A 13515-nucleotide genomic window follows, 5' to 3' on the forward strand; every position below is an offset into this window, starting at 1 on the left:
AAATGTGAAACTTCTTATATAAATGTTTCGCAAACAAGGAGGAAAATATGGCAGTTGATTATGCAGCATTAAAAAAAGGCGGATTTATGCGTCAGAAACAGAAGAATAATTTTTCACTCAGATTACAGGTTGTAGGTGGAAATCTTACAGCAGAAAATCTTATAAAGATTGCTGAAGTAGCTGAGAAATACGGAGACGGACATGTACATCTTACATCAAGACAGAGTGTTGAAATTCCATTTATCAAACTTGAAAATGTAGATGAAGTTAAAGAAGAACTTGCAAAGGGTGGATGTAAGCCGGGTGTATGTGGACCAAGAGTTCGTACTATTACAGCCTGTCAGGGAAATCAGATTTGTCCGGGTGGCAACATTGATTCTTATGATATAGCAAAGAAACTTGACAGCAGATATTATGCAAGAGAGCTTCCACATAAATTTAAATTTGGTGTAACAGGTTGTCAGAACAACTGTCTTAAGGCAGAGGAAAATGATGTAGGAATTAAGGGAGCTGCAATCGTTGACTGGAAACAGGATGCATGCATAAATTGTGGAGTATGTGAGAAAGCCTGTAGAGAGGGTGCTATCACTATAGCTGATGGCATAGTTAAAGTTGAAGAGTCAAAATGTAACTACTGCGGCCGTTGTGCCAAAGCCTGTCCTACTGACGCATGGGATGTCAAGACAGGATATCTTGTATCATTTGGCGGCTTGTTTGGAAATCAGATTGTTAAGGGAAAGGAATTACTTCCTGTTGTTGAATCAGAAGAGCAGCTTTTCAGAATTACAGATGCGGCTATTCAGTTCTTTGATGATAATGCGAAACCAAGTGAGAGATTTAAATTTACTTTGGACAGAGTAGGATTAGATAAATTTGAAAAGGTTATAAAGGAGGCATATAATGGCTGATTTTGAAATTGATGAGAGAGTAGATATTACTGATGTTGTCTGCCCTATGACATTTGTTAAGGCAAAAGTGGCAATGGAAGAAATCAAAGTAGGACAGGTGCTTGCCGTTACTATGAATGATGGTGAGCCGGTTCAGAACGTTCCAAGAAGTTTTAAGGAAGAGGGACAGCAGATTCTTAAACTTATTGACAATGAAAATGGAACATATGACCTTATTGTTAAAAAGGTTGAAGAATAAAAATAAAAAGTGGTATGTCATTTGAAAACAGCATATCAATTAAAAACAGGAGGGCGAGTAATGGCAAAGAGAGTTTCTAAAGATGATTTTGATAAGGAAGTATTACAATCAGAACTTCCGGTAATTGTAGATTTCTACTCAGATTCATGTATTCCGTGTAAACAGCTTTCACCTATTCTTGGTGATATTGAGGATGACTACGAGGATAAAGCAAAAGTTGTAAAAGTAAACATCAATTTTGATGAAGAACTTATGGAAAAATATGAAGTCATGGCTTCGCCAACTCTTGTATTTTTTAAAGGCGGAGAAGAAAAAGACAGAACAAGAGGTCTTGTAAAGAAAGCCGAGATAGAAGAAAAACTTAGTGCTTTATTAGTGTAAAAAACATATAAAATAAAAATTAAAAGCAGGAGGATATTAAAAATGACTATTACAATAGCAGGCGAGAAGAAAGAATACGCAGACGGAACAACTATTGCACAGATTATTGAAACTGAGAAGGTAGAAAATCCACTTTATGTAACAGTTTCATTAAATGATGATTTTGTTGATAAAGACACATTCGATACAACAACAGTTAAAGAAGGAGATTCTATCGAATTTCTTTATTTCATGGGAGGAGGAAGCTTCTAATGGCATTTACTAATGAACAGATGGAACGCTACTCAAGACATATTATATTGCAGGAAGTGGGCGTTAAAGGACAGAAAAAATTATTAAACAGCAAGGTACTTATCATTGGTGCCGGCGGACTTGGAGCTCCTGCCGCAATGTATCTTGCAGCAGCAGGTGTTGGTACTATCGGTATTGCAGATGCTGATGAGGTTGACCTTTCAAACCTTCAGCGTCAGATAATTCATGGAACTGCTGATGTAGGCAAAGCGAAAGTTAAGTCTGCAAAAGAGACAATCAATGCTATGAACCCGGATGTTACAGTAAATACATATCGTACATTTGTAACATCAGAAAACATCATGGATCTTATAAAAGATTATGACTTTATCATTGACGGAACAGATAATTTCCCGGCAAAATTCCTTATAAATGATGCTTGTGTAATGGCAAAGAAACCGTTCTCACATGCAGGAATTATCAGATTTAAAGGTCAGCTCATGACCTATGTTCCGGGAGAAGGACCATGCTACCGTTGTGTATTCAAAAATCCACCTCCAAAGGATGCTGTTCCAACATGTAAGCAGGCCGGTGTTATCGGTGCTATGGGTGGTGTAATCGGAAGTCTTCAGGCAATGGAGGCAATCAAATACATCATCGGTGTAGGTGACATTCTTGTAGGAAAGCTTCTTACATACGATGCACTTACAATGCAGTTTAGAACAGTTAAGCTTCCAAAAGCTGACGGTAAATGTGCAATCTGCGGTGACCATCCTACAATCACAGAGCTTATTGATTATGAGCAGGCAGAATGTGACGGTAAATAGAAAGGCAGGGGAATATGCTTTTTTTAACAAAAAATGATTATGACAAGATTTTAAAACATTGTGAAACCGGACTTCCTGATGAGGCTTGTGGTCTTATCGGAGGAACAAAGGAAGGCAATGACAAATATATCAAGAAGGTGTATCTTCTTACAAATATCGACCATAGTAATGAACATTTTTCAATGGATCCAAAAGAACAGCTTCAGGCTGTAAAAGATATGCGTCAGAACGGACTTGAATTGCTTGGAAATTTCCATTCACATCCGGAATCACCATCAAGACCATCTGAAGAAGACAAAAGACTTGCATATGATTCAAAAGTCAATTATCTTATCTTATCTTTGATGGACAGAGAAAATCCTGTTCTCAAAGCATTTATAATTGATGAAGAAAAAAATGTGACTATAGAAGAAATTAAGATTACAGAGTAGACTGAGCGAAAGAGACTGTATAATATGCAGCCTCTTTTTGATTATTGGTATAGAGAAAGCTGATATGTGGAATACTTCATTTAGTTCAAATTAAATGGAAGTTTGCTTGAAGTGATATTGAAGTTGACGTTGAAGTGATATTGAAGTAAAATTGAAATTACATTGAAGTGGAGTAATAAAAGAGGTATGAGTGAGGTGATTGTTTGTATTTGGATGAAATTGTTGAGGGATTACAGATAGAAAGTGACAAACTTGAATGTAAAAGCATTTTAAATAGAGAAGATGTTGTAGGGTGGCTTAAAAGTATAGCGGGCTTTGCTAATGCATCGGGTGGTGAGTTTTATATAGGAGTTGAGGACAAAACTAATAAGTTGATAGGCTTTGACAGAAAAACTGCTGACAATGAGAGAAATTATTTTAACAATCAGGTAAATGAACATTTGGTGCCAAGACCACAGATGAATATTTCTTTTATTAGATATGAAATAAGAAGCAGTGAAAGATTTATTATAAAAGTCAAAATTCCTGAATCTGCTGTAAAACCTGTGATTTTAAAATATAGAAATATCCCGGCTATTTTTATGAGGCGTGACGGTTTTACAAATGGTGCGACATATGAAGAAATAATAGAAATGAGTGTGAAGAGTAAAAATACACAGTATGATATTCTTGTTTCGGATGAAAAATATGATTCGTCAAAAATTTCAGATTTACGGAAGTTTTATTCCGAGCACAATGACGGAAAGATACTGAAAGAAAAAGCGTTACAGTCACTTGGTTTTTATAATGAAAATGGTTATCTTCTTAATGGTGCAATATTATTTTTGGATGATTATGATGGAAAAAAGACGGAAGTACAATGCTCTGTATTTTCAGGTTTTACTAAAGGCAGCGAGAGAATTGTGACCATAAACCGTTTTAACGGAAATTTAATAGCATCAATTGAATACATTATAGATTTTATTAATCAAAGAATGAATCATTCATTGATTAAACTTGAGGATGGAAGAAAAAACATAGATGCATATCCAAAAAGAGCACTATTTGAAGGAGTTATAAATGCGGTTGCACATCGTGACTATTTTCTTGATGGAACACAAATTAAGATAGATATGTTTAAGGACAGGCTTGAAATTTCATCACCCGGAGGATTTTATAGGGGAGAAAAAATCGGAAAAACATATGATTTATCAGGAATAATTTCAAAAAGAAGAAATGAGCTTATAACAGGTGTGCTTGTAGCATGTAATGTTATGGAGGCAGCAGGAACGGGATTTGATAAAATAATAGAAGAATATACAGATGCAGATGAAAAGCATAAACCATATGTATATTCTTCATCAGACCATTTTACACTTGTACTCCCGGATTTGACTTATGATGCCGGCTTGGAAAATAGTAACATACCGGCATTAGTGTTTGTTCCTGTCCCGAATGGCACAGAGTTTGATGAGAAAGTGTTGTCATATTGCTATTATAAATCACACAAAGTTTCAGATATAGCAGAGTATCTTGGAATTAGTGATTCAACATATTTAAGAAAAAAAGTAATTGGAAATTTGGAAACAAACGGGTATCTAGAAAAGAATAAGGTTTCAAGAGCAATGTTTTACAGAACTAAACCTGAAATGGTTACTTTAAAATAATTTTATTTAAATTGGAGGAAATATGCGAGACTTAGTTATTATAGGAAGCGGACCGGCAGGTCTTTCAGCAGCAATATATGCAAAAAGAGCAAAACTTGATGTGGTAGTAATCGAAAAGGCAGGATACAGTGGAGGTCAGATAATTACAACAGAGAGGATTGACAATTACCTTGGACTGCCTGAGATTGATGGATTTTCATTGGGGAACAGATTTAGAGAACATGCGGATAAGCTTGAAGCAGAGTTTATAGATGATGAGGCATTAAAAATAGAAGAAATTACAGATTCAGAAGGAAAAAAAGCATATAAAGTTATGCTTGACAAGGGTGAAGCTATTGAGACAAAGACAATTATAGCTGCAACAGGAGCGTCACACAGAAAACTTGGTGCAGCAGGTGAAGAAGAATTTATGGGAATGGGAGTTTCATATTGTGCAACATGTGACGGAGCATTTTTCAGGAATAAAGTAACTGCTGTAGCAGGCGGTGGGGATGTTGCTTTTGAAGATGCACTCCATCTTTCATCATTATGTGAAAAAGTTTATATAATTCACAGGAGAGATGAGTTCAGGGCAGCAGTAAATATCCAGCAGAAAGTAAAGGAAACAGCAAATATAGAGATACTTCCGTTTTATGAAATAAAAGAAATAAAAGGTGACAAAAAAGTAACATCAGTACAACTTGTTCAGAACAAAACAGGTGAGGAAAAAGAACTTGGAGTATCGGCAGTGTTTATAGCTGTAGGAATGAATCCTCAAACAGATATATTTAAAGATTTTGTGGATTTGGATGAAAAGGGATATGTAAAAGCCGGCGAGGACTGCAAGACGAGCAGTGAGGGTATATATGCGGCAGGAGATATAAGAACAAAACCACTCAGACAGATAGTAACAGCAGTGGCAGACGGAGCAACTGCCGTACAGTCAGTAGAAAGGTATCTTCATCAGAGATAATAAATAAGAACGGATAAAAAAGAGGATGTAATAATTGCATGATTATTATATCCTCTTTCTGCTTTAAAATATAAACCTATAGAAATTACAATTCTCCAAAAAGCCCATTTGATTTCTCAAAATTCTTTACATATCTTTTACAAAACCTGCCTTTTGAATTTTACTTTGCGGCTATATCATAATATTTGTAAAAAGGAAAACAAAAAACAAATAAACTTAAAACAAAAGGAGACAAAAAATTATGAGAACAAAAAACAGATTATTAGTAGCTGCTATGGTATCAGCATTAACACTTACATCACTTACAGGATGTGGAAGTTCATCAGGAAACAGTGACAAATCTTCTTCAGGTTCATCAAGCAGTGCAGATGCATCATCAAGCGGAAACCTCAGTGGTTCTGTTGCAACAGACGGTTCAACATCAATGGAAAAAGTAGTTGGTGCTTTGGGTGAGGCATTTATGGAAGCAAACCCAGATGTAAAATTTACATACAATCCTACAGGTTCAGGTTCAGGAATCACAGCAGTAACAGAGGGAAGATGTGATATAGGACTTTCAAGCCGTGCATTGACAGACGATGAGAAAAAACAGGGACTTAAAGAAACAATCATTGCATATGACGGAATTGCTATTATCGTAAATCCTGAAAACAAAGTAAAAGACTTAAAGGTTGAGCAGATTGCTGACATTTATACAGGAAAAGTTAAGAATTGGAGTGATGTCGGAGGAGATAAAGGAGACATCGTTCTTATAGGTAGAGAAGCAGGAAGCGGTACTCGTGATGGATTTGAATCTATTACAGGAACAGAAGATAAATGTAAATATGGACAGGAACTTACATCAACAGGTGATGTTATCACAACAGTTGCAAACAATCCAAATGCAATCGGTTATGCGTCACTTGCTTCGGTTGATGACAGTGTAAAGGCTCTCGCAGTAGACGGGGTAACACCATCAGAAGATACTGTAAAAGATGCAAGCTATAAAATTCAGAGACCATTTGTATTTGTAACAAAAGAAGATACAAAACTCAGCGACGCAGCCCAGGCATTCTTTGATTATGCAATGGGCGCAGCAGATACTATCACAGCAGCAGGTGTAGTGCCGGCTAACGAAAAGTAATAAATAATAAGAGTAATATTTATATATGCTGCATTAAGGGTGAGTCGTAAGGCTTGCCCGTTTTAATCAGGCAATTTGTGCCGCAGGCGTCACAAATCGGCTATGTTTGTAAAGCGTCTGCGGAATGGAGCTTTTATATGAGAAAAAGTCATAACAAATTTGAAACAATTATCCATGGAATATTTTTGATACTTGGATTGATAACGGTTGGTTTTGTTTTACTTATAACTGTTTATCTTGTTATTGCAGGAATACCGGCAATAAGGGAAATAGGGATATTAAAATTTTTATTTGGAAAGAAATGGGCATCAACCGCAGCAACACCTTCATATGGAATACTGCCATTTATTCTTACAAGTGTATATGGTACGGCGGGAGCTATTATAATAGGTGTTCCGGTAGGATTTCTTACAGCAGTATATCTTGCAAAGGTTGCAAACAGGAGAGTAAAGGCAGTGGTAGAGATGGCGGTAAGTCTGCTTGCCGGTATTCCGTCAGTTGTTTACGGTCTTGTCGGTATGCTGGTACTTGTTCCGTGGGTGAGAGATACATTTAATATAGCAGACGGTGCCAGTCTTTTCTCAGCAATTATAGTATTGGCGATAATGATATTACCTTCTATTATAAGTGTGTCACTTACGGCACTTGAAGCAGTTCCGCCCGAATACGAGGATGCATCACTTGCGCTTGGCGCAACACCTATTGAGACATATTTTAAAGTATCAGTTCCGGCGGCAAAAAGCGGCATAGCAGCAGCGGTGGTACTCGGAGTCGGACGTGCTATAGGAGAGGCAATGGCTGTAATGATGGTTTCAGGAAACGTGGCAAATATGCCAAAGCTTTTTCAAAGTGTACGATTCCTTACAACAGCGGTTGCGAGTGAGATGTCATATTCATCCGGATTACAAAAGCAGGCATTGTTTTCGATTGCCCTTGTACTATTTTTGTTTATCATGTTGATAAATGCATTGCTCAACAGTCTTTTGAAGAAGGAAAAGGAGTGATTGGAAAATGAAGAGAAAAGCTTATATTTGGATAATGAAAATTTTAATGTTGCTATCAGTTGCTATAACATGCAGCCTTGTTATATTTGTTATCGGTTTTGTATTGTATAAAGGACTTCCTAATATTACATGGAAACTTCTTTCGACGAAACCAAGTTATCTTACGCAGAGCATAGGTATTCTGCCGGATATATTAAACACATTTTATATTGTGATAGCAACACTTGTATTTGTTCTTCCGCTTGGAGTAGGGGCAGCAATCTACCTTACGGAATATGCGACAAATAAAAAGATGGTTGCAGTTATAGAATATGCAGCGGAGACACTTTCAGGTATTCCGTCAATAATATATGGTCTTGTAGGAATGTTATTTTTCTGTGAGTTTCTTAAAATGCAGACTTCAATTCTTGCAGGAGCAATGACACTTGTTATTATGAATCTTCCAACAATAATGAGAACAACGCAGGAAAGTTTAAAGACAGTTCCGCAAAGTTACAGAGAAGGTGCTTTTGGACTTGGTGCAGGCAAATGGAGAGTTATAAGGACAGTTGTGCTTCCGAGTTGTGTAGATGGTATTATGACAGGATGTATTCTTGCAGTAGGAAGAATACTCGGAGAATCAGCGGCATTATTGTTTACGGCAGGTTTTGCTCATACAATAAACGGTTTTATAGACGGACTCGGACGAGCAGGAGCAACACTCACGGTAGCACTTTATGTATACGCTAAAGAACAGGGAGAATTTGAAGTTGCTTTTGCAATAGCGGCAATATTGATGATACTTGCTTTTTTGGTAAACCTTGCCGCTAAGTTTACCGGTTTATATTTTAAGAAAAAAGTAGAACGATAAATTAAGGCAGCCGGTATTTATTATTTTGCAGGAAATAGCAGGAGGAAGCAGATGAATAACATAATGACAGTTAAGGATTTGTGTTTGTGGTATGGACAGACACAGGCATTGAAAAATATAAATATTGATATTCCACAAAAGAGTATTACTGCACTTATAGGTCCGTCAGGATGTGGAAAATCAACATTTTTAAAGACACTGAACAGAATGAATGACCTTGTTCAGGATGTAAAAATAACAGGTGAAGTCAAATATGGAGATATGGATATTTTTGCACCTGATACGGATGTAAATAAACTTAGAAAAGATATAGGGATGGTCTTTCAGAAACCTAATCCTTTTCCGATGAGCATATATGACAATATTGCTTATGGACCAAGAACACACGGAATAAAAAATAAGGCAAGACTTGACGAGATTGTTGAAAATTCTTTGAGAGGTGCAGCAATCTGGGATGAAGTAAAGGACAGGCTTAAAAAGTCGGCACTTGGTATGTCAGGCGGCCAGCAGCAAAGACTTTGTATAGCAAGAGCTCTTGCCGTTGAACCGAAGATACTTCTTATGGATGAGCCTACAAGTGCTCTTGACCCTATATCTACATCAAAGATAGAGGAACTTGCAAGTGAGCTTAAAGAAAAATATACGATTGTTATAGTTACACATAATATGCAGCAGGCAGTTCGTATTTCTGACAGAACAGCATTCTTCCTGCTTGGTGATCTTATTGAGTACGGTGATACGGAAAAGATGTTTGCATCACCTGAGGATAAGAGAACAGAGGATTATATTACAGGAAGATTCGGTTAATTTGGATTGCGAAACTGTTGTTATGCTGTGACAGCTTGCATTATTTATTATATTCATTCAAGCCGGTGAAGGATAAGAGAGTTTCGCAATAAAGTTGAATTTAATAATAGGAGGATTTTGGAAATGAGAAGCAGATTTGATGAGCAGCTTGCGGATTTAAATAAAAAACTTATTGAGATGGGTGCAATGTGTGAAGAATGCATATCTCTTGCTGCTAAGGCGTTGAAAGAAGGTAATGTTAATATAAGGTGGGAGGTCGAGCCGCTTGACAATTCACTTGATGACCTTGAGAGGAATGTTGAGTCGCTTTGCCTGAAGCTTTTGCTTCAGCAGCAGCCTGTTGCAAAAGATTTGAGACAGGTATCAACAGCTCTTAAAATGATAACTGATATAAAACGAATAGGTGATCAGGCATCAGATGTTGCGGAGATTATTGGATTTTTAAATGGAAGAACAAGTGAAGAGTGTGAATATCTTGATCAGATGGCATCTGCAACAATAAAAATGGTTACTGAGTCGATTGATTCATTTGTAAAAAGTGATCTTGACCTTGCAAACAGTATTATTGATTATGATGACGTTGTGGATGATTATTTTCACAAGGTTAAAATTTTTCTTATAGATTTGATAGCTAAAAATCCGAAAGACGGTGAGTATGCACTTGATCTTCTGATGATTGCAAAATATTTTGAGCGTATTGGAGATCATGCGGTAAATGTGGCTAAGTGGGTTGTATTTTCAGTAACCGGAAATCATTAAGAGTATATATCATAGTGCACGGAAATGAGGAATGATATGATTTGGTGTGTAGAAGATGATGTGAGCATAAGAGACATAGAAGTATACACTTTGGAGCAGACAGGTTTTATAGCAAAAGGATTTGGTGATGGAGACAGTTTCTGGATGGAACTTGCAACGACAGACGAGCTTCCGGAACTTGTGATACTTGATATAATGCTTCCGGGGGAGGATGGTGTTTCTCTTTTAACTAAGATAAAAGCATCCTCAAGAACTAAGGATATACCGGTTATTATGGCTACGGCAAAAAGTGTTGAGTACGATAAGATTAAAAGTCTTGACCTTGGGGCAGATGATTATCTGGTAAAACCATTTGGAATGATGGAGATGGTTTCAAGGATAAAGGCTGTACTTAGAAGATGTATGCCCAAAAAAGAAAACAAAACCAAATATGTCAATGGTATAATAGAGCTGAATGTTGAAGAACATACTGTATTGGTTGATGGAAAGAGTGTCAGTCTCACCTATAAAGAATATGAAATATTAAAAATATTCCTTATGCATCCCGGGATGGCATATACAAGAAATCAGCTTTTATCAGAAGTATGGGGCATTGACAGTTACGGAGAGACAAGGACAGTAGATATGCACATAAAGACGCTCAGGCAGAAACTGGGTGATGGTGGCAGATATATCACGACTGTTAGGAATGTCGGATATAAAATGGAGGGATACAATGACTAAAAAAATATTTAAATCGGTACTTTTGATTGCGGTAATTATGGTGCTGTTTTGCTGTACATTTATTCTTGGAATTTTGTACAGGCATTTTACAAACATAGAAGAACAACAGCTCGAATCACAGCTTGGTTTTGTTGTCACGGGTGTTCAAAATCAGGGGGAGGACTATCTCAAAAATCTTGAAGAAAAGAAATATAGGATTACATGGATAGAAGCAGACGGAACTGTTAAGTTTGACAATAAATCAGATATATCGAAAATGGAAAACCATGCAGACAGGGAAGAGGTTAAAGATGCGTTGAAATTTGGCAGGGGCGAGTGCTCGAGATATTCAGTTACACTTATGCAGAAAACACTTTATTATGCTAAAAAAATAAGTGACGGAAGTGTTGTAAGAATATCAGTAAGCCAGGATACGGTTTTTAAGCTTTTATTTTCGATGATTTCACCTATAGTTATAACAATAGTTTTAGCAATAATCTTATCATCAATTCTTGCAAAGGGGGTATCAAAGAAAGTAGTAGAACCTTTGAATAATCTTGATCTTGATGAACCTTTGAAAAATGATGCATATGGGGAAATTTCACCGCTTTTAAGACATATAGAGCATCAGCACAGACAAATAGATGAACAGCTTGAAGAACTTCAGAAAAAGAAAGATGAATTTCAGGCTACTATTGAAAATATGGATGAGGGACTTATACTTCTCAATGCAAAAAATAATGTAATCAGTATAAACCCGGCAGCACAAAAGATTTTTGGCGCAACCGATGAGTGTGTCGGAAAAGATTTTCTTATGATAGAACGAAATCTCTCTGTCGGAAAAACGATAAAAGAGGCAATGGAAAAAGGAAAATCAGAGATGGTACTTAAAAGATATGGACTTGAGTACCGCCTTGGAATAAGTAAGATAGAATCAGCCGGAAAGACACTTGGTGCAGTATTACTTGCTGTAGATGAAACAGAGAAAAGTAATGCAGAAAGGACAAGGAGAGAATTTTCGGCAAATGTATCACATGAGTTAAAAACACCGCTTCAGTCGATTATTGGCAGTGCAGAACTTATGGAAAATAATCTTGTAAAAGAGGAAGATATGCCAAGATTTGTCGGACATATCCGTAAGGAGGCAGAGAGACTTGTAAAACTTGTAGAAGATATTATACGTCTTTCATGGCTTGATGAAAATAGGGACATGGAAATGGAACTTGTCGACTTAAAAGATATTGCTGAAGAGACAAAAGAAGTTCTGGAAAATGCGGCGAAAGAAAAGAATGTGACAATAAATGTAAGCGGGGACGACATAAAACTCCGTGGTGTAAGAAGTCTGCTTTATGAAATTGTATATAATCTTTGTGAAAATGGTATAAAGTATAATAAAGACGGAGGAAGAGTTGACATGACGCTGTCTAAGGAAGCTGAAAAAAATATTATTGTTATTGAAGATACAGGAATTGGAATAAAAGAAGAACAGCAGTCAAGAATTTTTGAACGTTTTTACAGAGTAGACAAAAGCAGGTCAAAGGAAACCGGAGGAACAGGTCTTGGTCTGTCTATAGTGAAACATGCGGCAATGTATCATAATGCAGAAGTTGTGTTGGAGAGCAAAGAAGGACAGGGCAGTAAGTTTACGGTTATTTTTCCGCGGGAGGAGTAGCTGTTAAATAATAAATATGATATACTTTGTTCATCAGATTAAATAACAGGAAGTTGAAGATAATGAACATGAAAATATCAATGATAGCACTTGACCTTGACGGAACATGCCTTGACAGCAGGGGAGAGATGACTGACAGGACAAGAAAAATACTTGAAAAATACGGAAAAGCAGGGACTGAGATTGTATTTACAACGGGTAGACCGATTGCAGGTATATTAAAGGAATTGAGAAGCATTCCCGGGACAAATTATGCAATAGCATTAAATGGCGGTCTGGTATATCAACTTGCCGACAACAGTATTATTTACAGAAAAAGTATTGATAAAAGAGAAGTTATGCTTGTAAGAAATATAGTTCTAAGACACGATGCACTTACGGATGTTGCTTCCGGAGGACTTGGCATCGGTGATAAAAAAACGTATGACAGAGCAGAGAACTATATAAAAAATGATGATTTTAGAAAATATTATCTTTCAAGCAGAGGTTCAAAACAAAATCTTTGGGAGAATATTGAAGAACTTGAGAGCGTCGAGAAGATAAACATGTTTTTCAGTGATATGGATGATAGAAGAAAAACACTTGAAGAACTTAAAATACTTAAGACATCTAAGGTGTGCTCGGGCATGCCTAACAATATCGAGATAAACCATGGTGAGGTAAACAAGGGAAATGCCCTTAAATGGCTTTGTGAAAAGCTTGACATTGATATATCGGAACTTATAGCATTTGGTGATGGCGGCAACGACATTGATATGATAAAGACAGCAGGATGTGGAGTTGCAATGGCAAATGCCTGTGAAGAGCTTAAAAAGATTGCAGATATTGTTACTAAAAGCAATGATGAAGACGGTGTTGCTTATATTTTAGAAAAATACAGCCCGGCATAGAAAGTTATTTCTATGCTCAGACTGTATTTTTTTGATATATATTTTGAAAAAAGTTTTTCTCTAATATTATCTTGAAAGTCTGTTTTTTTAGTTC

The 13515-nt window shown here is 36.6% G+C and carries 16 protein-coding genes; all 16 read left to right on the plus strand.

The genetic code is table 11. The features are described from left to right. Positions 1–47 precede the first annotated feature (47 nt). The 16 genes from ACZLXV_RS03945 to ACZLXV_RS04020 all read left to right on the plus strand — a co-directional run bounded on the left by ACZLXV_RS03945 (position 48) and on the right by ACZLXV_RS04020 (position 13421). Positions 48–908, plus strand: coding sequence for a 4Fe-4S binding protein (locus ACZLXV_RS03945; RefSeq protein WP_022225113.1), 861 nt, complete (start codon positions 48–50; stop codon positions 906–908). Next, positions 901–1146 carry a sulfurtransferase TusA family protein gene (locus ACZLXV_RS03950; protein ID WP_482382546.1) on the plus strand — a complete coding sequence of 82 codons (246 nt, stop codon included), beginning with the start codon at positions 901–903 and terminating at the stop codon, positions 1144–1146. The genes ACZLXV_RS03945 and ACZLXV_RS03950 overlap by 8 nt, the downstream gene beginning before the upstream one ends. A 60-nt stretch (positions 1147–1206) precedes the next feature. Beyond that, positions 1207–1527, plus strand: coding sequence for a thioredoxin family protein (locus tag ACZLXV_RS03955; protein ID WP_022225111.1), 321 nt, complete (start codon positions 1207–1209; stop codon positions 1525–1527). A 42-nt stretch (positions 1528–1569) separates the two neighbouring features. Continuing rightward, complete coding sequence (thiS, locus tag ACZLXV_RS03960) at positions 1570–1779, plus strand: sulfur carrier protein ThiS (protein ID WP_482382547.1); 210 nt, start codon at positions 1570–1572, stop codon at positions 1777–1779. Continuing rightward, positions 1779–2585, plus strand: coding sequence for a thiazole biosynthesis adenylyltransferase ThiF (gene thiF / locus ACZLXV_RS03965; protein ID WP_482382548.1), 807 nt, complete (start codon positions 1779–1781; stop codon positions 2583–2585). The genes thiS and thiF overlap by 1 nt, the downstream gene beginning before the upstream one ends. 14 nt (positions 2586–2599) lie before the next feature. Next, positions 2600–3016: a M67 family metallopeptidase gene (locus tag ACZLXV_RS03970; RefSeq protein WP_482382549.1), complete on the plus strand. Its 417-nt coding sequence runs from the start codon at positions 2600–2602 to the stop codon at positions 3014–3016. Positions 3017–3219: 203 nt separating this feature from the next. Beyond that, positions 3220–4662 (plus strand): ATP-binding protein, encoded by a 1443-nt coding sequence (locus ACZLXV_RS03975; protein WP_482382550.1) that lies wholly within the window; start codon positions 3220–3222, stop codon positions 4660–4662. Positions 4663–4684: 22 nt separating this feature from the next. Beyond that, positions 4685–5614: a thioredoxin-disulfide reductase gene (trxB, locus tag ACZLXV_RS03980; protein ID WP_482382551.1), complete on the plus strand. Its 930-nt coding sequence runs from the start codon at positions 4685–4687 to the stop codon at positions 5612–5614. A 241-nt stretch (positions 5615–5855) separates the two neighbouring features. Then, complete coding sequence (locus ACZLXV_RS03985) at positions 5856–6737, plus strand: phosphate ABC transporter substrate-binding protein (protein WP_482382552.1); 882 nt, start codon at positions 5856–5858, stop codon at positions 6735–6737. 137 nt (positions 6738–6874) lie between these two features. Further along, positions 6875–7741, plus strand: a complete 867-nt coding sequence (pstC, locus tag ACZLXV_RS03990; RefSeq protein WP_022225104.1) for a phosphate ABC transporter permease subunit PstC — start codon at positions 6875–6877, stop codon at positions 7739–7741. 7 nt (positions 7742–7748) lie between these two features. Then, complete coding sequence (gene pstA, locus ACZLXV_RS03995) at positions 7749–8591, plus strand: phosphate ABC transporter permease PstA (RefSeq protein WP_022225103.1); 843 nt, start codon at positions 7749–7751, stop codon at positions 8589–8591. Between the two features lie 51 nt (positions 8592–8642). Beyond that, positions 8643–9398 (plus strand): phosphate ABC transporter ATP-binding protein PstB, encoded by a 756-nt coding sequence (gene pstB, locus ACZLXV_RS04000; RefSeq protein ID WP_022225102.1) that lies wholly within the window; start codon positions 8643–8645, stop codon positions 9396–9398. Between the two features lie 123 nt (positions 9399–9521). Further along, complete coding sequence (phoU, locus tag ACZLXV_RS04005; protein ID WP_022225101.1) at positions 9522–10157, plus strand: phosphate signaling complex protein PhoU; 636 nt, start codon at positions 9522–9524, stop codon at positions 10155–10157. Positions 10158–10193: 36 nt separating this feature from the next. Then, complete coding sequence (locus ACZLXV_RS04010; RefSeq protein ID WP_367336045.1) at positions 10194–10880, plus strand: winged helix-turn-helix domain-containing protein; 687 nt, start codon at positions 10194–10196, stop codon at positions 10878–10880. Then, a complete protein-coding gene (locus ACZLXV_RS04015) occupies positions 10873–12531 on the plus strand; it encodes an ATP-binding protein (RefSeq protein WP_482382553.1) in 1659 nt (552 codons plus the stop codon). Before ACZLXV_RS04010 ends, ACZLXV_RS04015 begins: the two co-directional genes overlap by 8 nt. A gap of 62 nt (positions 12532–12593) precedes the next feature. Next, on the plus strand, positions 12594–13421 hold the full coding sequence (locus ACZLXV_RS04020) for a Cof-type HAD-IIB family hydrolase (RefSeq protein ID WP_482382554.1): 828 nt from the start codon (positions 12594–12596) through the stop codon (positions 13419–13421). Positions 13422–13515: the final 94 nt, after the last annotated feature.

The organism is Butyribacter sp., assembly GCF_056818865.1.

Coding starts and splice junctions, on each gene's coding strand:
- pstB (WP_022225102.1), top strand. CDS start 8,643: ATGAATAACATAATGACAGTTAAGGATTTGTGTTTGTGGTATGGACAG.
- pstA (WP_022225103.1), top strand. CDS start 7,749: ATGAAGAGAAAAGCTTATATTTGGATAATGAAAATTTTAATGTTGCTA.
- phoU (WP_022225101.1), top strand. CDS start 9,522: ATGAGAAGCAGATTTGATGAGCAGCTTGCGGATTTAAATAAAAAACTT.
- ACZLXV_RS04015 (WP_482382553.1), top strand. CDS start 10,873: ATGACTAAAAAAATATTTAAATCGGTACTTTTGATTGCGGTAATTATG.
- pstC (WP_022225104.1), top strand. CDS start 6,875: ATGAGAAAAAGTCATAACAAATTTGAAACAATTATCCATGGAATATTT.
- ACZLXV_RS04020 (WP_482382554.1), top strand. CDS start 12,594: ATGAACATGAAAATATCAATGATAGCACTTGACCTTGACGGAACATGC.
- ACZLXV_RS03950 (WP_482382546.1), top strand. CDS start 901: ATGGCTGATTTTGAAATTGATGAGAGAGTAGATATTACTGATGTTGTC.
- ACZLXV_RS03985 (WP_482382552.1), top strand. CDS start 5,856: ATGAGAACAAAAAACAGATTATTAGTAGCTGCTATGGTATCAGCATTA.
- ACZLXV_RS03955 (WP_022225111.1), top strand. CDS start 1,207: ATGGCAAAGAGAGTTTCTAAAGATGATTTTGATAAGGAAGTATTACAA.
- thiS (WP_482382547.1), top strand. CDS start 1,570: ATGACTATTACAATAGCAGGCGAGAAGAAAGAATACGCAGACGGAACA.
- trxB (WP_482382551.1), top strand. CDS start 4,685: ATGCGAGACTTAGTTATTATAGGAAGCGGACCGGCAGGTCTTTCAGCA.
- ACZLXV_RS03945 (WP_022225113.1), top strand. CDS start 48: ATGGCAGTTGATTATGCAGCATTAAAAAAAGGCGGATTTATGCGTCAG.
- ACZLXV_RS04010 (WP_367336045.1), top strand. CDS start 10,194: ATGATTTGGTGTGTAGAAGATGATGTGAGCATAAGAGACATAGAAGTA.
- ACZLXV_RS03970 (WP_482382549.1), top strand. CDS start 2,600: ATGCTTTTTTTAACAAAAAATGATTATGACAAGATTTTAAAACATTGT.
- thiF (WP_482382548.1), top strand. CDS start 1,779: ATGGCATTTACTAATGAACAGATGGAACGCTACTCAAGACATATTATA.